Consider the following 22,529-nt stretch of genomic DNA (forward strand, 5'->3'; position numbering starts at 1 on the left):
GCCGCGCGATGCGGCGGCCCGCCGTCGCGCGCCTCGTGCGAGGCGCGCGGAGCGATCGTCAGATCTTGCCGATCAGGTCGAGCGACGGGGTCAGCGTTTCCGCACCCGGCGTCCACTTGGCCGGGCACACTTCACCCGGATGCGCCGCGATGTATTGCGCAGCCTGCACCTTGCGCAGCAGTTCGCCTGCGTCGCGGCCGATGCCGTTGTCGTGGATTTCGCACAGCTTGATCTCGCCTTCCGGGTTGATCACGAACGTGCCGCGCAGCGCCATCCCTTCTTCCTCGATCAGCACGTCGAAGTTGCGCGACAGCGTGAGCGTCGGGTCGCCGATCATCGGATACTTGATCTTGCCGATCGTGTCCGACGTGTCGTGCCATGCCTTGTGCGTGAAGTGCGTGTCGGTCGACACGCCGTAGATTTCGACACCCAGCTTCTGGAATTCCGCGTAACGGTCGGCGAGGTCGCCCAGCTCGGTCGGGCAGACGAACGTGAAGTCGGCCGGGTAGAACACGACGACGGACCACTTGCCCTTGAAGTTCTCTTCGGAGACGGGCACGAATTCGCCGTTGTGGTATGCGGTTGCCTTGAACGGCTTGATTTGGGTGTTGATGATCGGCATGGGGTGGTTTCCTTTGCTTCAGTGGTGAGTGGAGTGTTGCCAGTATCCGGGTTCACCCTGATTTGGGGAAATTGCTTGTTTCAATCCAGGGCATCGGGAATTTCTATCTGCTTCCGGCCCTTGATTGGGTGGGGCGGGTGGGGAGGCGCTTTTGACGCTTGGGCGGGCGGGGTGAGGGCGTAGTGCTCCGTGCAGGGGCACGGCTCGCGCCCCGGGCTTCGCTCAAATCCCGGCCATCTTCCTCAACCACTCCGCCAGCCGCCGTGCCCCGTCCGGCATGTCCGCATCCTCGCGCGTGCACAGGTAATAATCGCGCCCGTCGTCGAGCGCATGGTCGAACAGCTTCACGAGTTCGCCGTTCGCCAGTTCGCGCTCGACCAGCGGCGCGCGCAGCAGCGCGGCGCCGAGATCCGCTCGCGCAGCGCTCAGCGTCAACTGGCCATCTTCGAACATCGGCCCGACCGCGTGCGACACATGCCGCACGCCGGCGCCCTGCAGCCAGTTGACCCATGTGCTGCGATCCTCGTCGTGCACGAGCGGCGCATGCGCGAGATCGGCCGGCGTGCGGAACGGCCCGTGGCGCTTCAGGAACGACGGGCTGCACATCGGCACCATCGCGCCCGGCAGCAGCCGCTCGCAGCGGTAGCCGGGCCAGTCGCCGGTGCCGAAGCGGATCGACAGATCCGACGCATCGCTTCGATAGTTGCGGTGATGCGCGTACAACACGGTCACGTCGACATCCGTGTTGTCGGCCAGGAACGCGTGCAGCCGCGGAATGAACCAGCCGATGCCGAGCAGCGGGATCAGGCTGACGGTGATCTGCCGCAGCGACGAGCGGTCACGCACGAAGCGCGTCGCGCTGCGCAGCACCGAGAACGCGGCGCTGATCGAACGGTAGTAGTCGCGCCCTTCGTCGGTGAGCGCGAGCAGCCGGCCCTCGCGCACCGTCAGCGGCGTCTGGATGAACGCTTCGAGCAGTTGCAGTTGATGGCTGACCGCCGACGGCGTGATGTCGAGTTCGCCCGCCGCCGCGGTGACCGACCCGAGGCGTGCAAACGCTTCGAACGCACGCACCGCGCGCAACGGCGGATCGTGCGGCAATTGTTCGATATTTTTCATGTATCGAATTTTATCGAAAAATCAGGGTAAGCGGCAACAATAAAATGTCTTGTATTTACAATGTGTTGAGTTAATGTGTCGAGAACGGCATAAGCATCCAACAATTGGGTATTTGGGGTTTGGGTGCTGAATATTTAATATTTTTCATGTCTTAATTCGAGTCACCGATCCCCCGCACATGAAAATCGCCTTCCTTCACGCCAGCCTCGTTTTCTCGGCGGCCGCCCTGGTCGCCTCCGTTCCCGCGTTCGCGCAGTCCACGCCGCAGACGGTCCTGATCGGTCTCGCCGCGCCGCTCACCGGCCCGTCCGCGCGTATCGGCAAGGATCTGCAGAACGGCGCGCAACTCGCGATCGACGACGCGAATGCCAAGCATCCGAGCATCGGCGGCAAGCCGGTGGTCTACAAGCTCGTCGCGGCCGACGACCAGTCCGATCCGCGCACGGCCGTCGCGGTCGCGCAGCAGCTCGTCGACCAGCACGTGATCGGCGTCGTCGGTCACTGGAACACAGGCTGCAGCGTGCCGGCGTCGCGCGTGTACCGCGACGCGGGGATTCCGCAGATCGCGCCGGCGTCCACCGGCCATCAATACACGCGGCAGGGCTACGCAACGGCGTTCCGCATCATGGGTCACGACGATGCGGGCGGCAACTTCACCGGCGCGTATGCGGTGAAGACGCTGAAGGCGAAGCGTATCGCCGTGATCGACGATCGCACGTCGTTCGGCGCGGGGCTGGCCGACCAGTTCATCAAGGGCGTGCAGGCGAACGGCGGCGCGATCGTCGATCGCCAGTACGTGAACGACAACACGACCGACTTCAGCGGCGTGCTGACCGCGATCAAGGGCAAGCGCGCGGATCTCGTGTTCTTCGGCGGCCTCGATGCGCAGGCCGCGCCGATCGCGCGCCGGATGCGCCAGCTCGGCGTGAACGCGCCGCTGCTCGGCGCGGGCGGCTTCGTGAGCCAGACCTTCCTGTCGCTCGCGGGCAAGGACGGCGATGGCGTGACAGCGCTCGAACCAGGCCTGCCGCTCGACCGGATGCCAGGCGGGAAGGCGTTCGACACGCAATACCAGGCGCGTTTCCGTGCGCCGATCGAACTGCATGCGCCGTTCGCGTACGACGCGGCGGCCACGCTGATCGCGGCCGCGCAGAAGGCCGGCACGACGCAGCCGGCGAAGCTGGTCGCGGCGGTCCGCGCGATCGACCGGCCGGGCGTGACGGGCCGGATCGCGTTCGACGGCGAAGGCAACCTGAAGGACCCGGCCTTCACGATCTACCAGGTGCGCAGCGGCAAGTGGAGCGTCGTCGACGTGCTCGGCGGCGCGCGCACCGCAACGAAATAAACGAAGCAAGGAGACGACCCCATGACCGACCCGACCCAGGCATCCGCCGCCGCACCCGAGGACGCGCGCCTCGGGATCCTCGCGCGGCGCCGCATCGAAGCGGAAATCATCAAGCCGATCTACGAGATCATGAAGCGCGAGTTCGGCGCCGAGCGCGCGCAGGCCGTGATCGCGGAAGCCGTGCGCGGCGCGGCCGTCGATGCGGGCCGCACGTTCGCAGCGCAGGAGCCTGGCGGCACGAGCGTGAAGTCGTTCATCGCGCTGCAGGTGCTGTGGGAGAAGGACGATGCGCTCGATGTCGAGGTGCGGCGCGCGGACGACGCGCACTACGACTACGACGTGCATCGCTGCAGCTATGCGGAGATGTATCACGCGATGGGGCTCGGCGAGATCGGGCACCTGCTGAGCTGCGCGCGCGACAGTTATTTCATCCAGGGCTATGCGCCGAACATCGCGCTCACGCGCACCAGCACGATCATGCAGGGCGGCAAGCGCTGCGATTTCCGCTACGCACTGCAGAGCGCGCCGGAGAACGGCGATGCGTGACGACAACGTGAGCACGCCGCGCGTCGACGGCGACCGTCTGTGGGCGTCGCTCGACCGGATGGCGCAGATCGGCGCGACGCCGAAGGGCGGCGTCTGCCGTCTCGCGCTGACCGATCTCGATCGTGAGTCGCGCGACCTGTTCGTGCAGTGGGCGCGCGACGCCGGCTGCACGGTGCGGGTGGACCGGATGGGCAACGTGTTCGCGCGCCGCGCGGGCCGCAATCCCGACGCCGCGCCGGTGCTGACGGGCTCGCACGCCGATTCTCAGCCGACGGGCGGCCGCTACGACGGCATCTACGGCGTGCTCGGCGGGCTGGAGGTCGTGCGCGCGCTGAACGACGCGGGCATCGAGACCGAACGCCCGATCGACGTCGTGATCTGGACCAACGAGGAAGGTTCGCGCTTCGCGCCGGCAATGGTTTCGGCCGGCGTGTTCTCGGGCGTCTATACGCTCGAATACGGGCTGTCGCGCACCGACAGCGCGGGCAGGACGATCGGCGAGGAACTGGAGCGGATCGGCTACGCGGGCGCCGAGCCCGTCGGCGGTTATCCGGTGCACGCGGCGTACGAACTGCATATCGAACAGGGCGCGATTCTCGAACGGGCCGGCAAGACGATCGGCGTCGTGACGGCCGGGCAGGGGCAGCGCTGGTACGAGGTGACGCTCACCGGTGTCGATGCGCACGCCGGCACGACGCCGATGGACTTCCGTCGCGATGCGCTGGTCGGCGCCGCGCGGATGATCTCGTTCGTCGACGCGCTCGGCCGCCGTTACGCGCCGTACGCACGCGCGACGGTCGGGATGATCGAAGCGCGGCCGAATTCGCGCAACACGGTGCCGGGCGGTTGTTTCTTCACGGTCGAGTTCCGTCACCCGGACGATGCGGTGCTCGACGAGCTGGACGCGGCACTGCGGTCGGAACTTGCCCGCGTGGCGGACGAGACCGGCCTCGGCGCGCGGATCGAACAGATCTTCACATATCCGCCGATCCCGTTCGCGCCGCGCTGCATCGACGCGGTGCGTGACGCGGCGCAGGCGCTCGGGCTGTCGCACATGGACATCGTGTCCGGTGCGGGGCATGACGCGTGCTACGTTGCGCGCGTCGCGCCGACCGGGATGATCTTCGTGCCGTGCGTGGACGGGCTGAGCCACAACGAGGCCGAAGCGATTACGCCCGAATGGGCGGCGGCGGGCGCCGATGTGCTGTTGCGTGCGGTGTTGCTGAGCGCGCAGGAAGCCTGAGCTCGACGAAGGCGGCCCGGCGGGCGGGTGTTCGCCGGCAGTTCGCACGCGTTCGGATCGCCGTTCGGCGGGACCGTCGCCCTGAGCGGGTGCGTCTGCGCGGCGTCGATCGAGGCGATGGTGAACAGCGTGTCGCCTGACGTCATCAACTCCATTTATTGTCCGGCCGCGCGTTACTTGCCCGCCTTGCGCCGCGCCATATACGCGAGGTACGCGACGATCTGCTCGAGCTCCCGGTCGCTCAGCTGATCCGGCGGAAACGCCGGCATGCTCCGGCCCGGCCAGTCGCGCACCGACGCCGGGTTGCGGATGTAGCGGCGCAGCGCGGCGGGCTGGAAGTAGTCGACCGGATTCATCGGTGTGTTCAGGTCGGGGCCTGCATGGCTGCTGCCCGCGCCGTTGACGCGGTGGCACGCGAGGCATTGCGTGATGAACAGGCGCTGGCCCGCGCGGGCCGGATCGCTTTCGGGCAGCGCGGAATCGACGGCGAGCGACGGCCAGCGCGCGACGGGCGACGATTCGATCGTGACGCGCACGATCTGGTACGGCCACTGCTCGCCGCGCACCGACGACGCGTCCGGCCCGAGCCACACGAGATAGAACGGCCCCGCGCTGACCTGCTTGCCGGGCAGCTTCGGCCACGGATGGGCCGGCTCTTCGATCGCGAGCCATGCGACGGCGCCGGCCGGCGCGCGGCGGCGCACGAGATCGAGCGGCAGTTGCGCGGCGAAGCCGTCGGCCGCGCGCGTTTCGAGCACGCCGTCGGCCGGCAGCGGCGCGTCGCCGAGCAGCGCGGCGAACGGCACGGCGCGGAACGTCATCGGCCGTCCGTACGCGATGTCGCGCGGCACGTGGATCGCCGTCGCATCGGGGCGCGCGAGCAGCGTCTGCCGCGTGACGGCGCGGGCCGTGCCGTCGGTCTCGAGTTCGAGCGCGGACTGGGCCGACGCGCGTTGTCCGATCAGGCAAATCGTCAGCAGCACGAGCGAAAACCATTGGCGCTTCAGCATTCGTTCTCCGGGAAGGGGCGTTGCGGCGGCGGCAGGACGCGCAAGCCGCGGCCGATGGAAGGAATCGGGCGACAGTCTATCCGGTACGCGCGGCGCTGGCGACTTCGGCGCGGGCCGCGCGACGCCGCGCTCGCGGTGGCGTCAACGACTCGAACACTGCGTTTCCGCCTTCGGCAGCGGCGTGTCCCGCCCCGGTTCGAAATCGGCTTCGCGCGCGCCCGACGGTGTCAGCGACACGAAATGCATCGCCGCGCCTTGCGCCGGGAAACCGGCGATGCCCGTCGTGCCCCACGGAATCGGCGAACGCTGCACGCCGCTCACCGAAATCTCCGCCGGCGCAAGTGCCAGCGTCAGCAGCCGCCCGTCGCTGGTCGGCACATACGCATGCGTGCCGGAGACACCGATGCCGGATTCGCGCACCGATGCCGGCAGGCAGTCGAGCGTCGCCGTGCGGCGGCCGTCCGGGTCGATCAGCATCGCGACGCCGTGATTGTCCGCGGTCGTCGTGACGACGATGAAGCGGTCGATCGCCGGCACATAGGCCGACGCGTATACGTAGTACCGGATCGCGTCGTTCAGCGACCCGAGTTTTTCGAGCTTCGCCGTGACCGGATCGAACATCGCGTATTCGAGCGTCGCGTCCGTGCTGCCTTCGATGAATTTCTGCCAGACGAGCAGCGCGTTGCGCGGCGAGCCGGCGATCACGGGCCACCATTCGCGGCGGTGCGGCGCGACCGACACGTGATTCAGCACACGCCCAGCCGCATCGTAGGTTTTCAGGTAGACGCCGTTGCCGGTGCCGAGGTTGTCGACCCCGCCGCCGTCGACCCAGTCGGTGGAATAGAACACGACGAAGCGTTCGCCGACCGTCGCGACATGCCCCGAGTGGCCGCCCGACTCGACGTCGTTCGGGTAGGGCTTGATCGGCTTCAGGTCGCGGCGGTAGATGCCGTAGCGCTGGCTGACTTCCTGCGGCGCGTTCCAGCCGTCCTCGAACGTGACGAAGATGTCGCCGCGCGCGTTCTGCGCGATCGATACGGGTTCCTGCGCCTCGGGGCGGCTGATGAACGGTCGGACGTGCAGCAGGTGCGGCTTGCCGGGCAGCCATTCGCCGACGTACACGTCGTGCGGCCAGTTGCCGTTGCGCATCGCGCCGCGCGGCACGATGCCCGAGCTGCTGAAGAATACCCAGCGTTTGCCGTTGCCCGCGTCGGCCACGCCGATACCGTGCATGAAGCGCCGCGGGTCGCCGGTGTCCTTCGACGCTGCCGGGCCCTGAACGGTGACCGTATGCACGGCCGGCGCGACGGCGCGGGCCGACGGCGGCGCCGCGACGATGCAGCACGCGCCGCAGAGCGCGGCCGCGACGCGCCGAGCCGCGTTCGGCCGCGCGCCCGCCTGCGCCGCGCGCGTTCGCTCCGTCATTCGACGGTCACCGATTTCGCGAGGTTGCGCGGCTTGTCGACGTCGGCGCCGCGCGCGCAGCCGACGTGATACGCGAGCAGTTGCAGCGGGATCACGTTGACGATCGGCGACAACAGGTCGCCCGATTCGCGCACGCGGATCAGGTGCGTATCGCGATCGGCGTCGATCGCGAGCTGGTTGCCGGCGAGCACGTAGAGCCGCCCGCCGCGCGCGCGCACCTCGGCCATGTTGGACTTCAGCTTCTGGAACAGGCGGTCGTCCGGCGCGATCGTGACGACCGGCATCGCGCTCGTGACGAGCGCGAGCGGCCCGTGCTTCAGCTCGCCGGCCGGATAGCCTTCCGCATGGATGTACGACACTTCCTTGAGCTTCAGCGCGCCTTCCATCGCGATCGGGAAGTGAATGCCGCGCCCGAGGAACAGCGCGTTCTCGGTGCGCGCGAACTTCGCGGCCCAACCCATGATCTGCGTTTCCAGCGCGAGCGCGTGGCTGATGCGCTCGGGCAGCGCGTGCAACTGCTTCAGGTGCATCGCGACCTGTGCGGCGTCGAGCCGGCCGCGCAACCGAGCGAGCGTCAGCGTCAGCACGAACAGCGCGACGAGCTGCGTCGTGAACGCCTTGGTCGACGCGACGCCGAGCTCGATGCCGGCCCGCGTCAGGAAGCGCAGCGGCGCGTTGCGCGCGATCGTGCTGGTTGCCACGTTGCAGATCGCCATCGACAGTTCCTGGCCCATTTCGCGCGCACGCTCGATCGCGCCGATCGTATCGGCCGTTTCGCCCGACTGCGAGATGCCGACCACGAGCGTGCGCGGATCGGCCACGGTGTCGCGGTAGCGGAATTCGCTGGCGATCTCGACCTGCGCGGGCACGCCCGCGATGCTTTCGAGCCAGTACTTCGCGGTCAGGCCCGCGTAGTAGCTGGTGCCGCAGCCGAGCAGCAGCACGCTCCGGACGTTCGACAGCTGCGCGCGCGTGTTTTCGCTCGCGTCGAACAGCGCCGGCGAGATCGTGTCGATGCCGTCGAGCGTGCTGGCGATCGCCTTCGGCTGTTCGAAGATCTCCTTTTGCATGAAGTGCTGGTACGGGCCGAGTGCGGCGTCGCCGTCGCGCGCCTTCACGTGGCACAGCGGGCGCTGCGCTTCGTTCCCGCCCGAGTCGACCACGGCGATGCGGTCCGGCGTGATCAGCGCGACGTCGCCGTCTTCCAGGTAGACGAAACGATCGGTCAGGTCGCCGAGCGCCGCGCAGTCCGACGCGAGGTAGTTCTGTTCGGCGCCGATGCCGATCACGAGCGGCGAGCCGGCGCGCGCGGCGACGAGGCGCTGCGGCTCGCGCGCGCTCAGCACCGCGATCGCGTACGCACCGTGCAGCCGCTTGACGGCGCGCATGACGGCGTCGAACAGGTCGTCGCGATAGACGCTGTGGATCAGGTGCGCGATCACCTCGGTGTCGGTTTCGCCGCGAAACGTATAGCCGAGCTGTCGCAGTTCGGCGCGCAGCGCGTCGTGGTTCTCGATGATGCCGTTGTGCACGACCGCGATCGTGTCGCCCGACATGATCGGGTGCGCGTTCATTTCCGACGGCGCGCCGTGCGTCGCCCAGCGCGTATGCGCGATGCAGGTCTGCGCTTCGAGACCGAGCGTCATCACACGATCCTGCAGGTCCGTCACGCGCCGCAGCGTGCGCTCGCTGCGCAGGCGGCCGTTGCCCTGCACGGCGATGCCGCACGAATCGTAGCCGCGATACTCGAGCCGGCTCAGCGCATTGACCAGTTGCGGCACCTGATTGCCGATGCCGCTTGCTCCGACGATTCCGCACATGATTCACCTCGTCCACAAGAAGTTGCCGGCCTGCCGGCGATGCACGGCGGCGCGGCGTCAGGAGCGGCGCCGCGCCGCACGGATATCGCCCCGTGCGCGGCGGCGCGTCTCCGCTGACCTATTCGCGGGGCGGCGGCCCCGCGTGGGCTACCCATTCGATGCCGGAAATCGACCCGTTCGCGTCGTGCGACGCGACGAGAATGCGCGTCATGCGCCGCGCGCCGCGCCGGCGTGCGCCGGTCAGCGCGGTCGGCGGCACCGAACGCACCTTCGCGCTGGCCGAGCGCCGCAGCATCTTCGACACGCGCAGCCGGTACGCGAGCGGATGCACGACGCGCCCCGCGATCAGCCATGTGACGGTCGTGCCGGCGATGGTCGCGATGCACGTCGCGTAGAACACCATCTGCTCGATCGGCATCTCGGCCTGGTTGAACGGCAGCAGGTAGCGGTACGTGTAGATGCAGATCGATGCCCACACGGCGCCCACCAGCGCGGGTCGCACGAGGCGAAACCAGACGACCAGCACGAGCCCGGCGATGCGGCCGCGCTCGACGATCATTTCGCGCGGCGTGCGCAGGGAAAGGTCAATAATCGGTGCGTTCTTCATGTTGAATGCCTCGGTCGGGGCTGACCCATACGGCCCGCTTGCCGCGGCCCCGCAATACGACGGCGGGCAGGGCGACGACGGTGGTGATCATGCTGATCAGCCAGAAGGCCACGGGATACCAGACGGTGTCCAGGAAATACATCAGGAGTTTTTCGTCGTAACGACGATCGATCATGCTGCCGATGATCAGCTGCAGGATGCAGGTGGCGACCAGCAGCATCCCGTGCCAGTGCGGCACGACCGATACGTGCCAGTCCAGCGGCAGCGGATGCACGACGTCGACGAGCGCGAGCAGCAGGATGAACGACATCGAGTAGGCCCACGCGATGCCGATCAGGTATTCGACGAACAGCGGCCACATCATCATCTGCGTCGGCCGTGCGAGCGTGCCCGCATACTTCATCAGCACCTGGATGCCGCCTTTCGCCCAGCGCAGCCGCTGCCGGTACAGCCCCTTCACCGTTTCGGGCATCAGGATCCAGCTCAGCGCGTGCGGCTCGTACACGACGCGCCAGTCGCGGCACTGCAGCTTCCAGCTGATGTCGATGTCCTCGGTCAGCATGTCCGAGCTCCAGTAGCCGACGTCGGCGAGCGCGGTCTTGCGGAACATCGTGATGACGCCCGACACCGTGAAGATGCGGCCGTACACCTGCTGCGTGCGCTTGATCAGACCGACGATCGACGAGAATTCGCCAACCTGCATGCGGCCGAGCAGCGACGTGCGCGTGCGGATGCGCGGGTTGCCGGTCACGGCGCCGACACCCGGGTCGGTCAGGAAATGCTCGAGCATCCAGCCGATCGCGTCGTGCGCAAGCAGCGAATCGCCGTCGATGCACAGCAGGTATTCCGCGTTCGATACGGCGGCCGCGGTCGTGAGCCCGACCGCCTTGCCTTCGTTGCGCGCGTGATGGATCACGAGCAGCCGCGGGATCTCCTCGGCCAGCTCGTTGAGGATCTCGCCGGTGCGATCCTTGCTGCCGTCGTTGACCGCGATGATGTCGTAGTTCGGGTACTGCATCGCGTTCAGGTGGCCGATCACGGCGCGCGCGTTCGCGGCTTCGTTGAAGCAGGGCACGACGATCGAGATCTTCGGGATGCCGCTCGACGCGATCGTCCGGGTCGACAACACGCGGCCCTCCTCGAGCAGGAAGTAGTGCACGACGCCGCCGATCATCCACAGATACGACATGAAGAACGGGTAGTAGAAGACGAAATCCTGCAGGCGCTGGATGATGCCGTGGGTCGTCATGGTGTCTTCGTCCCCTGCGGATGCTGCCTCTGCATCAGCGCGTTGATCGACGTCGGATCGAGACGCGACTTCAGCGACATCACGTCGCGCATCGTGTCGAGATCCGGCTGGTTGTTCAGGAAGTTGTCCGGGTAATAGCCGAAGTTCACCGCGCCCTTGCTGCGCAGCCGCCGCATCTGCGCGAGCAGCGCGTTGCCGGTAATGTCCTTGCGCGCACGCCAGTCGTACGACTGCAGCTCGAACACGGTGCGCGCGAGGCCGCGCTGTTTCGCACGCACGGCGTCGACGAGCCGGTCCATCCAGCGCTGCGGGTCCGGCGCCTGTTCCATGTACGGCATCGCCATCAGCGCGACGAAGTCGTAGGCGGCGAGGAAATCGTCGTAGTTCTGCGCGTACCACGCTTCGGACTCGGGCTTCAGAACCGGCAGCGCGAAGATGTTGCGCGCGGTCAGCACGTCGCCCGCATTCTGGTTCGCGAGCACGATCTGTTCGAGTTGGCGCGTCAGGTCGATCAGGTAGCGCGACTTCTGCCGCGTCCAGCGGCTCATCAGGTCCGGCGTCGCGCGGATCTTGCCGATGTCGGCCGGCAGCCCCCACTGCGAATACGTGCTCAATGCATGCCGGCCCGCATCCTCGTAATCGTCGAGCACGGCGTCGTCGCTGAACAGGATGCCGCTGAACGACGCGTACTTGCCGAGATCCTCGTAGATCTGCTCGATCATCAGCCGCGCCTGCGGGTCGAACGGGCTCAGCCGGTACACGCGCGAGCCGTTTTCGCGCGCGGGCGCGCCGCCATACGCGCTGACGGCCTCGAGCCCGCGATGCTTGTCGGCCGGCGGGCGGAACGCGAGTACCGGCATCCACGCGTACACCTGCACGTTCGAGCGCGTGTTGAGCTGCCATGCCGCGCGCGAGAACAGGTCGGCGCGCATCGGCAGGTGCCGGTTCGGGAAGTACAGCGATTCCGCGACGCCGGTGCCCTTCGGATCGGCGAACGCCTGCAGGTACACCGATTTCGGCTGCATTCGGTAGATGCGCTCGACGAGCTTGCCGAGATTCGTTTCCTGCCGCGCCGGATCGGGATCGTAGACCTGGTCGAGATCGACCTGCACGACGCGCTCGGGGATATCGACGTCGCCGCGGTTGGTCGCCGGCTCGCGCATTGATCGCTCGAACCCGCCGATGTCGACGTCGTACATCATCAGGATCCGCCGCAGCCGGTCGAGCGGCACGTCCGGCGTATTCGGGCCGGCATCGAGGCTGAACTGGATGTCCATGCCGAGCGACGTCGAGATCTTGCGCACCGGCTGGTTTTCCGCGCCGTATGGCCAGACCATCGAGCGTGCAACGATGCCGGTGCGTTCGCGTATCTGCCGCACGCATGTCTGCAGGTCGTCGTGCACGCGGGCTTCGAACTCCGCGTCGGTTTCATAGCGCTTCTCGTTTTCGAGGTACAGGTGCGAGGTGGTGGCCGGCAACTCGTTGCCCTGCGGATTCGCGACCGCGCCGTGATGGAGGTTGTGCGTGTGGCACGCGAGCTCGACCAGATCCGACCGGCCGACCTTCTGCACCTCGTCCCACGACATGAAGTAGTCGCGCGGCATCTGGATCCTGTCGCTGATCCTGATCGGCGCATCGGGCGGCGCGTCGATCCACGCGGTGACGATGCCCATCACGGCCGGATACTTGAAGCGCTCGAGCAGCGGCAGGACTTTCGTGTAGTGGCTGCGGTAGCCGTCGTCGAACGTGAGCAGCACCGCGCGCGGCGGCAGCGGCTTGCCGCCGTGCCGCGACGCCTCGATCTGCTTGACCGTGATGGTGTGATAGTTGTTGGTCTGCAGCCACGAGAAGATGGCGGTCAGCGTGCCGGTATCGACCGCGTACGGATCGACCATCGTCGACGTGGCGAACGTCGACAGCAGGTTGTCGCGCACGTCATGCAGGCAGATCACGCGGAACGTCTTGCCGTCGGCAGGATCGGACGGCGGCAGCAGGTCGATCATCCGCGCGTTCGTCACGCCCGGGAACAACGAACAGGCCGCAAACGTGCCGAGGCATCCGCACATGAAGATCCGTCTGGATTGCATTGTTCGAGCTCCTTGCTAAAACGGCAGGTTGAGCGACAGGAAGCCGGTTTCGGAACGCTCGCGCTGGCCGTCGTACGCATGGCTGCTGACCTCGACGCCGTAGGTCAGCGTGATGTCGTGCTTGAACGTCCATGCGTGCTCGAGGCGGGCGCTCCACAGCGGGCTGGTGCCGAAGCCGCGCTCGTTGTACACGCCGCCGGACGCCGACAGGCGCTGCTGCAACGACATGTCGCCCTTCTTCCACAGCGTCAACTGATGCATGACGGTCGCCGCGGCCGCATAGTCGCGGCCCGGGCTGAAGTAGGGCGCGTCCTGCCGCGTGTTGCTGTCGGTGCCGAGATTCAGCGACACGTTGACGAGCTGGTTCGCGGACGTGTACACGCGCTGCGTGCCGGTCGCGGATATTTCCTGGTGCAGGTTCGAATCGCTGTAGCGGCTTACGCCGTAGCTCAGCTTGACTTCGCGGCGGTCGTTCTGGCGATACACCACCTCGACGTTCGCGGAGCGGCCCCAGATGTGCGCGACATATGCCTTCCACGGCAACGTGTTGTCGTTGGAGTCGAGCGCGCCGCTGACCGTCCAGTAATCGTTGAGGTTGTACGTGATGGAGCCGCGGCCGCCGGTTCGCCCGTCGCTGCCGAGCGAGCGCGTGACTTCGCCCAGGATCGTCAGCGGCCCGTGCCGGTAGTCGCCGCCGACACCCGTGCGCGTGCGGCTGATGCTGCCGGCGTCGGTTTGCGCATGGCCGAAGAACGTGTGGGCAAACACGCGCCAGTTGTCGCCGAACGGTGGCGAATACACATAGCTGTCCGACGAGAAGCTGTTGTCGGCCAATGCGCTGTTGCCGTGCTCGAAGCTCAGGTCGGTCGTGAACACGGGGCTGCGGTACGCGTTGTAGTCGCGCTTGAACGTGCGCACGGCGCCGCTGTCCGGGAACGTGTTGTCGACGGTCTGGTCGACGCTTTTCGCGGTCGCGTAGTCGTCGGCCGTCAGCGCAGCGCGTCCGAGCCCGGCGAGCATTTCCACGCTGTCCGGGTGGTCGGTCAGCGACGCGCGATACATCGCGATCGCCTGGCGCGGATGCGACTGGCCCGACACGGCGTCGGCGTGCGCGGCGCGGACCTCGGCATTGAACGGCACTTCCTTCTCGAGCTTTTCCAGCGCCGCGATCCCTTCGTCCACCCGGCCCGTGTAGATCAGGTATTGCGCCTGTAGCCGGTAGTAGCGCAGGTAGTCGTCGTTTTCCGGGCCCCACGATCGCACCTGATTGGCCGGCGGCAGCGATTTGCCGATTTCGTCGAGCACCTGGCTCGCGTCCGCCGCGCGTCCCTGGTCGACGTACGACCAGAACAGTCCCTCGCGCAATTCGATCGGACGCGTGCGCGCGCCGTACTGGAAGCCGCGCGTCGCGCTGTCCGTCGGCGATGCGGTTGCCTGCTTCAGTGCGCGCTGGTACACGGCGTTGGCCTTGCCCGGTTCGCTCAGGTACAGGTATGCGTCGCCGACGGCCGCCAGCGCGTCGATCGAGATTTCGCCGTCAGGCGGAATCGTCTCGAACGTCGCGACGGCCGTCTTCATGTTGCCGCGCGCCGCGTAGGCGATCGTCCGGTCGCCGGCGAGCGCCGTCCTGACCGGCGAATACTCGGGCGTGACCGGCATTCGCTTGTCGAGGTCGTCCGCGGCGCGCAATGCGTTGTCGAGCCCGTCGAAGCGGTCGGCGCTCGTCATCGAGCGCGACTTGTCGCGTCCGCCGCGTACCTGCTGGCGAATCGACAGTTCCTCGAGCCGCGCGAGATCGACGGCGGAGAACACGTCGGGGCGCGCTTTCGCTTCCTCCAGCGCCTTGATCGCGCCGCCGCTCGACGCGAGCCCGAACACGTCGTTGCGGACGGTGGCCGGGTCGGCGGTGCGGAGGTCGGGCATCTGCGCGTTCGGGGTCTCGGCGTCGGGCATCTGGGCGTCTGGAGGTTGGGCGCCCGGCGCTTGCGTATTCGGCATCGGCGCATTCGGCATCGGCGCGCCGGGTGTCTGCGGTGTCGGCGCCTGGGCAGCGGGTGCCTGCGCATTCGGCGTCTGGGCACTCGCGGCCTGCGCGATCAGGGTCGGCACATTCGGCGGTGATGCGTCCGGCACGAGCGCGCCCGGTGTCGGTGCGCCCGGCGGCTTCAGGTCCGGCGCACCGTTGGTGCCGGCGATTTCGCCGACGCCGCCCGGTTCCGTGTCGCCTTCGGCGGAGAAGCAGGGGCCGGATGCGACGAGCAACAACACGAGCGGCGCATGCAGGAGGATCCGCCGGCTGGACGGAGCGACGGTGGTGCATTGTTGTTTACGATTGTTGGCCACGGTATGTCCTCACTTCGAAACAATCACATCGGTTGCCCCGACGATGCACGCCGCCGCTCGCCGTGCGGCCGGGCAGCGAAGGCCCGGCCATGCGGAACCGGCTCACAGACGGTTGCGGATTGCCTGCCCGAGCAGCGAGCGCGATTCGCTGTTGGTCGGGTCGATCGCGAGCGCGCGGCTCGCGTTTTGTTCCACACAGTTCCATTCGTCGATCTGCGCGCACCAGCGCGCCTTTGCCAGCGCGCGGGCGCCTTCCAGTTCCGCGTGTGTGACGCTTGCCGTCTGCATGTGCACCGTGCCGGGGCTGTACGACTGCGACTTCGGCGCGAGGTCCATGCGCTTTCTCGTGCCCGCCAGTGTCTCGGTTCGCGGTGCGCGATGCGTATCGCCGAGCCGTGCGTTGGCGCGACCGTGGGCTGGCGCGGAATGCGTATTGGCCGCGAGTTTCACGGGCGGCGCGTGCGACGGTTGCCGGTGTTTTGCGGCGGTGCGGGGCGCTGCCGGTGGCGGGGCTTCCGGTTCGGCCGCGAGCGTGACGGGCGGCACCGTCGACACCTCGGGCGTTGCCGATGCGGATGGTTCGGACGGCACCGGCGGCGCGGCTTGTGCGATCGCCGGCGCCGGCGCGGCCGATGTTCCGGACGCACCGGTTGCGCGGGATGTCGCGGCCACGATCGCGTTGCGGTATTTCCCGACGGCGGTTCCGATCACGCCGGAGATGTCGTGCGTCACGCTGGCATGGCCGACCACCGTGTCCCGCTCGGCATACGCGAAGATGCCGAAGATCGTGGCAAACGCGACGAAGCTGAGTGCCGCGCTCTTTCCAGGACCCCACGAGGGTTTCGGGTGGCTGGCGGGCGGGTCGTCCGGTCGTTCTGCACGAGTCATTCAATGCTCCTCGATTCGATACGTTGTGGGGACTGACGCAATCGGAGCGGGTTCAGGCGGCGCTCACCATCGCAACTGCGTGGTGAGTACACCCGTTTCGACGATCGCGAACTGCGTGGAGCCCTGATAGGTGCCTTCGACCCGGTAGCTCGCTTCGGGCACGCTGAACAGGCAGCGCGACCCCGATGCGTTGAATTCCACGAGCACGCGGCCGTGCCGTCTCAGGCGCACCTGGACGTTGGCAAGCGGTTGCCCGGTCCGGGCCGACGCGAACGACACGCCGAGGTTGTACGGGCGGCCGTCGGGGGGAAGCGGCGCCGTACCGTCGATTTGTGCATCGCCGCAAATATACGAAATCACGTAGCGGCCTGCGCCGGGACCGGACGCTGGCGTCTGGGCCGTGGCATTCAGGCAGAGCGCGGATACAACGACGCTCAGGAAAGGGCGAGCATGTTGTCGAAACGAGGAAGACATTGCAACCTCCCGTCCGGAATCAATGGCGGCGCATTTATTCCGGGTCTCCGAGTCAAGTTTGCCAACGTTCTTTTTGCGACACGCTATTGATACACGATGGATTTTGAATCAACAACTGCGTGTGGTTTGAATGGAACGGCGCAGAAAGATACTATTTAAATAGGATTGCCGCGGATTTGTGTGATCTGCTTGCCGCTGAGGAAAGTCGATATTGCCAGATATGAATATTGATTTCGGTAGAGATGATCGAGCACGCATTGAATCAAGTCGGAGGTATCGAAATTCGTACCGAAAAATAACGACTGATAAAAGAAATTTTTTCGTCTGTGTTCAAGGCGAGTCGATCAATTTCAGACACAGATTGCGCGATTTTAAATGGGGCGAGACGTCTTTTTTGATATTCGTTTAGTTACATGCAAATGGAAACTTTTTATTTGTTCTGTAACGGGGTATTTCTGATATTAAAATAAGAAGAGATATTCAGTCGCGACACGACTGGATTAAAAGAATCCATTTCGAATCGCAAACGTTTGCATTTTCCTCGGTATCGATTCCGGGCCCGAAAAGTGATTTTGCGGGCTGCGGCGGGGTTGCCGATTGCTGCAGGAAAGAAGGGCGCGTTCGATATGAAGCGGCGCGACGCGCAGGCATGCGAATGCCGTATTGCCCGGGATCGCTCCCGCGTTCGCGCCGTGGGCGGGCACGGCGCGAACGCGAATGTCAGCGGCTGCCGCCCGCGCTTCGCCGTGCGATGCGCATCGCCGGCGCGGCCGCGTGCTCGGCGCCGCTCGCGCCTTCGATCGCCGGGCGCGGCCGGTTCATGATGTAGGTCCACAGCTGCTCGGCCGCGAGCCCGCGCTTGCGCGCCGACCGGTACAGGCGGATTTCCAGTTCGGTGATCCAGTCCCCGGAACCGGCGCACACGAGCGTGCCCTCCGCGAGTTCCTTCGCGACGCAGCTTTCGGGCAGCCAGCCGATCCCGTGCCCGGCCACGACCATGCCCTTCAGTGCCTCGGACATGTGCGTCTCGAAGCACCGGTGCAGCGCATACGGCTCGGTCGCATTCAGCAGCAGCATCTCGACGATGTTGCCGAGAAACGCGCCTGACGAATACGCGAGCAGCGGCAGCGGCGCATCCGGCGTGCCCGGCAACTGGAACACGGGCTTGCCGCGCGCGTCGGGCGTCGATACGGGCAGGATCCGCTCGACACCGAGGGTGACGAACGGGAAGTGGTTCGGGTCGAGCACGATCGGCAACTGCGGATGGTGATAGCCGAGCAGCAGGTCGCATTCACCTTCGACGAGCTGCTGCACGCCTTCCGGCACGTTCACCGCGTTCACGCGCGCGGTCACGTGGCCGACCTCGCCGTTGAGCTGCTTGAGCCATTCGGGAAACAGCGTGAAGACGAGCGTATGCGCGACGGCGAAGCGCACGACCTGGTCGCTGGCCGCGAACTGGTCGTAGCCGTTCACGAGATTGCGCGCCGCATACATGCTGCGCAGGATGTCCGCGGCCAGGCCGCGGAACATCTGGCCGGCCGGCGTCAGCGTGATCGGGTTGATGCTCCGGTCGACCAGCTTCGCATCCATCCAGGTTTCGAGCGCGGCGATTCGTCTGCTGAATGCCGACTGCGTCAGGTGCCGGTTACGCGCGGCACGGGAAAAGCTCTTGGTATCCGCAAGGCTCAGGAAATCTTCCAGCCACTTTGCTTCCATTTCGATCTTCGCTTTTTATAGTCGGGCGCCGGGAGGGCGGCGGCGCCGCTTCGCTGCACGAACCTTCTAGCGTACCGCGCCTCATGCCGGTCGGGCCGATGTTTTTTTTCGATGGGTGTCAGTCGAAATATGCATGGGCGTTGTCGGCGGGATTACGGCTGCATAGCGTTGAGGTGCCGGACCCGGCTAACCGGTTGGTTCATCGCGTCGAACTGCCGGGGCGCCGCAGACGGTACTTCCCCAGGGCCCGGCACGCGCGGTGTGCGTGCCGGCCCGCCTTTCCATCCTTTGGTTCCGGCGGGCGATCCGGCGGCCGGCGCTTCAGGCGGGCCGCTTTTTTGTGCAGTGCAGATTGCACATTCGTGACACGCGGGAGAACTATGTTCGTTAGACGCGGCGCAGCATCGGCCGTGCGCGATCGCGGCGCATCGATGCCGCCATCGGCGTCGCGTTCCGCACCGTAATGGTGCGGTTTGCCGCGCGGGCATGCCCGGCGCGGCGCAAAAAGGGGGGTATCGCAAGGCACGGTCCTTGCAGAGTAGTCGTTACGCCGGTCCGGCATGCGCAATGCCGGGGAAAACGATCGATGGAGAAAAGATCGATGAAGCCATTCGATGAAATGCTGCAATCCGGCGACATGGTAAGGGCGCCTTACGCGCGCCTGAAGCAATGGCTCGACACGCAGAATCCCTCGAGCCTCGCCCAGAAAGCCCACGACGCGGAGGGTGTGTTCCGCAAGACGGGCATCACGTTTGCCGTTTACGGCGACGCGGAGGCCGCCGAGCGGCTGATTCCGTTCGATATCGTCCCGCGCATCATCTCGGGTTCGGAATGGAGCCGGCTGTCGCTCGGCATCGAGCAGCGCGTGATGGCGCTCAACGCGTTCCTCGACGACATCTACCACCGCCAGGAGATCGTGCGCGCGGGCATCGTGCCGAAGCACCTGATCGCGCACAACGAGGCGTTCATTCCGGAGATGATCGATTTCCGGCCGCCCGGCAACGTTTACACGCACATCATCGGCGTCGACATCGTGCGCACCGGCGAGAACGAGTTCTACGTGCTGGAGGACAACGCGCGCACGCCGTCCGGCGTGTCGTACATGCTGGAAAACCGCGAGACGATGATGCAGCTCTTCCCGGAGCTGTTCCAGCAGGTGAAGGTGCGCCCGGTCGAGACCTATCCGCAGATGCTGCGCCAGTCGCTCGCGGCCGTGTGCCCGCCGGGCGGCAACGCCGACAACCCGACCATCGCCGTGCTGACGCCCGGCATCCACAATTCCGCGTACTACGAACATTCGTTCCTCGCCGACCAGATGGGCGTGCACCTCGTCGAGGGCAGCGACCTGCAGGTGATCGACGGCCGCGTCGCGATGCGCACGACCGAAGGCTTCCAGCCGATCGACGTGCTGTACCGGCGTGTCGACGACGCATTCCTCGATCCGCTCACGTTCCGCCCCGATTCGGTGCTCGGCGTCGCGGGGATCATGGACGTGTACCGCGCGGGCAACATCACGATCGCGAACGCGCCCGGCACCGGCATCGCCGACGACAAGGCGATCTACTCGTACATGCCGGAGATCGTCGAGTTCTACACCGGCCGCAAGGCGCTGCTGGAGAACGTGCCGACCTGGCGCTGCGGCGACGCGGACAGCCTGAAATACGTGCTCGAGCATCTGGACGAACTGGTCGTGAAGGAAGTGCACGGCTCGGGCGGCTACGGGATGCTCGTCGGGCCGTGCGCGTCGAAGGCCGAGATCGAGGCGTTCGCCGCGAAGCTGCGCGCGCGGCCCGCGAACTACATCGCGCAACCGACGCTGGCGCTGTCCACGACGCCGATCCTGACCGAAGCCGGCCTCGCGCCGCGCCACGTCGACCTGCGGCCGTTCGTGCTGGTGTCGGACCGGATCCGCATCACGCCGGGCGGGCTCACGCGCGTCGCGCTGAAGGAAGGATCGCTCGTCGTCAACTCGAGCCAGGGCGGCGGCACCAAGGACACCTGGGTGCTGGCTGACTGAGCCGGACGCGACCGCGCGCGCCGGAGCCGGCGCGCGAACCGAACGAAGACGGAGTGGACACGAGATGCTTCTGGGACGTACTGCAAGCGGTCTCTACTGGATGTACCGCTATATCGAGCGCGCGGAAAACATCGCGCGCATCGTCGATGCCGGGCTGCGGATGGCGCTCACGCGCACGTCCGACGCGCCGGCCGAATGGTCGTCGGTGCTCGTCAGCTCGGGCGCCGACGAAGGCTACCGGCAGAAATACGATGCGTATGCGGCCGATACCGTGACCGACTACCTGCTGCGCGACCGCGACAACCCGTCGAGCGTGCTGTCGTGCATCGAGGCCGCGCGCTCGAACGCGCGGATGGTGCGCACGGCGCTCACGCGCGAGGCGTGGGAAAGCGTGAACGGCGCGTGGCTCGCGCTGCGCCGCGCGCTCGCGCGGCCGGTGCCGGAAAGCGAGCTGCCGGCGGTGCTTGACGAAGTGAAGCGCGAAACCGCGCTGATCCTCGGCAGCTTCTACAGCACCATGCTGCGCAACGAGATCTTCGATTTCGCGCAGATCGGCGCGTTCGTCGAGCGCGCGGACAACACCGCGCGGATCATCGACGTGAAATACCACCTGCTGCTGCCGTCGGTGTCGCACGTGGGCACGATCCTCGACAACTACCAGTGGGAGACGATCCTGCGCTGCGTGGCCGCGCACCGTTCGTACCGCTGGGTGTACGACGTGCAGTACAAGCCGATGAACATCGCCGACTACCTGATCCTGAACGGCCGCATGCCGCGTTCGCTGCGCTATTGCTACGGGCGCGTCGTGTCGAGCCTGAACCTGCTCGCGAAGGATTACGGCGTGACACACCCGTGTCACGACACGGCCACGAAGATCCTGCAGATGCTGTCCGATACCTCGGTCGAGCGGATCTTCAAGAGCGGCCTGCACGAGTTCCTGACCGACTTCATCGGCCGCAACAACAGCCTCGGGCTCGAAATCGCCCAGGCCTACAACTTCGACTGAGACTTGCCATGCGACTCGCCATCCGACACATCTCGCGTTATCAGTTCGACGATCAAGCCACCCATGCGCTGCAACGGCTGCGGCTGCGCCCGCAGTCGGGGCCCGGGCAGACGGTGCGCGCGTGGCAGGTCACGATCGACGGCGTCGAGCCGACGCTGTCGTACGCCGACGGGCTCGGCAACCGGATCGACCTCGTGCGTCACGACCGCGGCGCGAAGGCCGAGATCGTCGTCGTCGCGGCCGGCGTCGTCGAGACGCAGGACCGCGCGGGCATTCTCGGCAATCCGGAAGGTTATGCGCCGCCGTGGATCTTCGAGCGCGAGACCGCGCTCACGAAGGCCGGCGACACCGTGCGCGCGCTCGCGCAGGCGCTGCCGATCGAGCCGCGCGGCCTCGACGCGTTGCACTGGCTGATGACGGAAGTGCACGGCCGCATCGCGTACGCGCCGAACCTGGCCGCCGACGCGCCCGTCGATGCGGAAACCGCGCTGCAAAACGGCGAGGGCACGAGCCGCGATCATGCACACGCGTTCATCGCGGCCGCACGCTCGCTGAAGATTCCCGCGCGCTATATCTCGGGCTACGTGCTCGCCGACAGCGCGATGCAACGCATCGCCGACGCGAAGCAGAACGTGGGCGACGACGAAGACGAGGAAGCGCTCGCGTTGCAGAGCGGCGAGGGCATGCAGCAGGCGCTCGGCGCGTCGCATGCCGCGCAGTCGCAGTCTCAGTCGCAGACTCAGTCCCAGGGGCAGTCGCAAGCGGCGCTCGGCGCGCAGCCGCAAGCCGCCGCGCTGATGCAGCAGCCGGCCGGCCATGCGTGGGCCGAGGCCTATGTCGAAGGGCTCGGCTGGGTCGGGTTCGATCCGTTCATGAACCGTTGCCCGGACGAGCGCTACGTGCGCATCGCGGTCGGCCTCGACTATCGCGACGCGCAGCCGGTGACGGGGCTCGGCGCGACGGCCGTCGGCGTCGAGATCAGCGTCGTGCAGACGCCCGAACTCGTCTGACC

General features: G+C 66.7%; 18 protein-coding genes. 6 read left to right on the forward strand and 12 right to left on the reverse strand.

Features of this window, described 5'->3' with window-relative positions; all coding sequences use genetic code 11:
* Window positions 1-58 precede the first annotated feature (58 nt).
* Window positions 59-622: an alkyl hydroperoxide reductase subunit C gene (gene ahpC, locus OEJ37_RS13490; protein WP_034179823.1), complete on the reverse strand. Its 564-nt coding sequence runs from the start codon at window positions 620-622 to the stop codon at window positions 59-61.
* 222 nt (window positions 623-844) lie between these two features.
* Window positions 845-1,741 carry a LysR substrate-binding domain-containing protein gene (locus OEJ37_RS13495; RefSeq protein ID WP_174380996.1) on the reverse strand — a complete coding sequence of 299 codons (897 nt, stop codon included), beginning with the start codon at window positions 1,739-1,741 and terminating at the stop codon, window positions 845-847.
* A gap of 178 nt (window positions 1,742-1,919) precedes the next feature.
* Here OEJ37_RS13495 and OEJ37_RS13500 point away from each other — a divergent pair, with 178 nt between their 5' ends.
* The 3 genes from OEJ37_RS13500 to OEJ37_RS13510 are packed head-to-tail and all read left to right on the forward strand — an operon-like array spanning window position 1,920 to window position 4,875.
* Window positions 1,920-3,086 carry a branched-chain amino acid ABC transporter substrate-binding protein gene (locus OEJ37_RS13500; RefSeq protein WP_263344531.1) on the forward strand — a complete coding sequence of 389 codons (1,167 nt, stop codon included), beginning with the start codon at window positions 1,920-1,922 and terminating at the stop codon, window positions 3,084-3,086.
* Window positions 3,087-3,107: 21 nt separating this feature from the next.
* Window positions 3,108-3,632: an L-2-amino-thiazoline-4-carboxylic acid hydrolase gene (locus OEJ37_RS13505; RefSeq protein WP_263344532.1), complete on the forward strand. Its 525-nt coding sequence runs from the start codon at window positions 3,108-3,110 to the stop codon at window positions 3,630-3,632.
* On the forward strand, window positions 3,625-4,875 hold the full coding sequence (locus OEJ37_RS13510; RefSeq protein ID WP_263344533.1) for a Zn-dependent hydrolase: 1,251 nt from the start codon (window positions 3,625-3,627) through the stop codon (window positions 4,873-4,875). Before OEJ37_RS13505 ends, OEJ37_RS13510 begins: the two co-directional genes overlap by 8 nt.
* A 173-nt stretch (window positions 4,876-5,048) precedes the next feature.
* On the opposite strand, the gene OEJ37_RS13515 is transcribed toward OEJ37_RS13510, so the two are convergent.
* From OEJ37_RS13515 to OEJ37_RS13560, 10 genes are all read right to left on the reverse strand, one after another.
* Window positions 5,049-5,885 carry a c-type cytochrome gene (locus OEJ37_RS13515; protein ID WP_263344534.1) on the reverse strand — a complete coding sequence of 279 codons (837 nt, stop codon included), beginning with the start codon at window positions 5,883-5,885 and terminating at the stop codon, window positions 5,049-5,051.
* 141 nt (window positions 5,886-6,026) lie between these two features.
* Complete coding sequence (locus OEJ37_RS13520) at window positions 6,027-7,310, reverse strand: hypothetical protein (protein ID WP_263344535.1); 1,284 nt, start codon at window positions 7,308-7,310, stop codon at window positions 6,027-6,029.
* Window positions 7,307-9,130 carry a glutamine--fructose-6-phosphate transaminase (isomerizing) gene (gene glmS, locus OEJ37_RS13525; RefSeq protein WP_263344536.1) on the reverse strand — a complete coding sequence of 608 codons (1,824 nt, stop codon included), beginning with the start codon at window positions 9,128-9,130 and terminating at the stop codon, window positions 7,307-7,309. Before glmS ends, OEJ37_RS13520 begins: the two co-directional genes overlap by 4 nt.
* Window positions 9,131-9,248: 118 nt before the next feature.
* The gene (locus tag OEJ37_RS13530) at window positions 9,249-9,737 is read right to left on the reverse strand and encodes a Biofilm PGA synthesis auxiliary protein PgaD (RefSeq protein ID WP_263344537.1); all 489 of its coding nucleotides are present in this window, start codon (window positions 9,735-9,737) and stop codon (window positions 9,249-9,251) included.
* Complete coding sequence (gene pgaC, locus OEJ37_RS13535) at window positions 9,715-10,986, reverse strand: poly-beta-1,6-N-acetyl-D-glucosamine synthase (RefSeq protein WP_175917795.1); 1,272 nt, start codon at window positions 10,984-10,986, stop codon at window positions 9,715-9,717. The genes OEJ37_RS13530 and pgaC overlap by 23 nt, the downstream gene beginning before the upstream one ends.
* Window positions 10,983-13,073: a poly-beta-1,6-N-acetyl-D-glucosamine N-deacetylase PgaB gene (pgaB, locus tag OEJ37_RS13540; RefSeq protein WP_175917796.1), complete on the reverse strand. Its 2,091-nt coding sequence runs from the start codon at window positions 13,071-13,073 to the stop codon at window positions 10,983-10,985. The genes pgaC and pgaB overlap by 4 nt, the downstream gene beginning before the upstream one ends.
* A gap of 15 nt (window positions 13,074-13,088) precedes the next feature.
* Window positions 13,089-15,416, reverse strand: a complete 2,328-nt coding sequence (gene pgaA, locus OEJ37_RS13545) for a poly-beta-1,6 N-acetyl-D-glucosamine export porin PgaA (protein ID WP_263344540.1) — start codon at window positions 15,414-15,416, stop codon at window positions 13,089-13,091.
* A gap of 102 nt (window positions 15,417-15,518) precedes the next feature.
* The gene (locus tag OEJ37_RS13550; protein WP_263344541.1) at window positions 15,519-16,304 is read right to left on the reverse strand and encodes a hypothetical protein; all 786 of its coding nucleotides are present in this window, start codon (window positions 16,302-16,304) and stop codon (window positions 15,519-15,521) included.
* Between the two features lie 63 nt (window positions 16,305-16,367).
* Complete coding sequence (locus tag OEJ37_RS13555) at window positions 16,368-16,778, reverse strand: hypothetical protein (RefSeq protein ID WP_152864998.1); 411 nt, start codon at window positions 16,776-16,778, stop codon at window positions 16,368-16,370.
* Between the two features lie 720 nt (window positions 16,779-17,498).
* The gene (locus OEJ37_RS13560; RefSeq protein ID WP_174420995.1) at window positions 17,499-18,494 is read right to left on the reverse strand and encodes a LysR substrate-binding domain-containing protein; all 996 of its coding nucleotides are present in this window, start codon (window positions 18,492-18,494) and stop codon (window positions 17,499-17,501) included.
* Window positions 18,495-19,095: 601 nt separating this feature from the next.
* On the opposite strand from OEJ37_RS13560, the gene OEJ37_RS13565 reads away from it, so the two are divergent.
* From OEJ37_RS13565 to OEJ37_RS13575, 3 genes are all read left to right on the forward strand, one after another.
* The gene (locus OEJ37_RS13565) at window positions 19,096-20,511 is read left to right on the forward strand and encodes a circularly permuted type 2 ATP-grasp protein (protein ID WP_174420994.1); all 1,416 of its coding nucleotides are present in this window, start codon (window positions 19,096-19,098) and stop codon (window positions 20,509-20,511) included.
* A gap of 64 nt (window positions 20,512-20,575) precedes the next feature.
* Window positions 20,576-21,517, forward strand: coding sequence for an alpha-E domain-containing protein (locus OEJ37_RS13570; protein WP_174420993.1), 942 nt, complete (start codon window positions 20,576-20,578; stop codon window positions 21,515-21,517).
* 8 nt (window positions 21,518-21,525) lie between these two features.
* Complete coding sequence (locus OEJ37_RS13575; RefSeq protein ID WP_263344542.1) at window positions 21,526-22,527, forward strand: transglutaminase family protein; 1,002 nt, start codon at window positions 21,526-21,528, stop codon at window positions 22,525-22,527.
* The last annotated feature ends 2 nt before the right edge of the window (window positions 22,528-22,529 follow it).

The sequence above is a fragment of the Burkholderia sp. BKH01 genome, assembly GCF_025685725.1.
Lineage (GTDB): Bacteria > Pseudomonadota > Gammaproteobacteria > Burkholderiales > Burkholderiaceae > Burkholderia > Burkholderia pyrrocinia_C.

Coding starts and splice junctions, on each gene's coding strand:
- ahpC (WP_034179823.1), bottom strand. CDS start 622: ATGCCGATCATCAACACCCAAATCAAGCCGTTCAAGGCAACCGCATAC.
- OEJ37_RS13495 (WP_174380996.1), bottom strand. CDS start 1,741: ATGAAAAATATCGAACAATTGCCGCACGATCCGCCGTTGCGCGCGGTG.
- OEJ37_RS13500 (WP_263344531.1), top strand. CDS start 1,920: ATGAAAATCGCCTTCCTTCACGCCAGCCTCGTTTTCTCGGCGGCCGCC.
- OEJ37_RS13505 (WP_263344532.1), top strand. CDS start 3,108: ATGACCGACCCGACCCAGGCATCCGCCGCCGCACCCGAGGACGCGCGC.
- OEJ37_RS13510 (WP_263344533.1), top strand. CDS start 3,625: ATGCGTGACGACAACGTGAGCACGCCGCGCGTCGACGGCGACCGTCTG.
- OEJ37_RS13515 (WP_263344534.1), bottom strand. CDS start 5,885: ATGCTGAAGCGCCAATGGTTTTCGCTCGTGCTGCTGACGATTTGCCTG.
- OEJ37_RS13520 (WP_263344535.1), bottom strand. CDS start 7,310: ATGACGGAGCGAACGCGCGCGGCGCAGGCGGGCGCGCGGCCGAACGCG.
- glmS (WP_263344536.1), bottom strand. CDS start 9,130: ATGTGCGGAATCGTCGGAGCAAGCGGCATCGGCAATCAGGTGCCGCAA.
- OEJ37_RS13530 (WP_263344537.1), bottom strand. CDS start 9,737: ATGAAGAACGCACCGATTATTGACCTTTCCCTGCGCACGCCGCGCGAA.
- pgaC (WP_175917795.1), bottom strand. CDS start 10,986: ATGACGACCCACGGCATCATCCAGCGCCTGCAGGATTTCGTCTTCTAC.
- pgaB (WP_175917796.1), bottom strand. CDS start 13,073: ATGCAATCCAGACGGATCTTCATGTGCGGATGCCTCGGCACGTTTGCG.
- OEJ37_RS13550 (WP_263344541.1), bottom strand. CDS start 16,304: ATGACTCGTGCAGAACGACCGGACGACCCGCCCGCCAGCCACCCGAAA.
- OEJ37_RS13555 (WP_152864998.1), bottom strand. CDS start 16,778: ATGTCTTCCTCGTTTCGACAACATGCTCGCCCTTTCCTGAGCGTCGTT.
- OEJ37_RS13560 (WP_174420995.1), bottom strand. CDS start 18,494: ATGGAAGCAAAGTGGCTGGAAGATTTCCTGAGCCTTGCGGATACCAAG.
- OEJ37_RS13565 (WP_174420994.1), top strand. CDS start 19,096: ATGAAGCCATTCGATGAAATGCTGCAATCCGGCGACATGGTAAGGGCG.
- OEJ37_RS13570 (WP_174420993.1), top strand. CDS start 20,576: ATGCTTCTGGGACGTACTGCAAGCGGTCTCTACTGGATGTACCGCTAT.
- OEJ37_RS13575 (WP_263344542.1), top strand. CDS start 21,526: ATGCGACTCGCCATCCGACACATCTCGCGTTATCAGTTCGACGATCAA.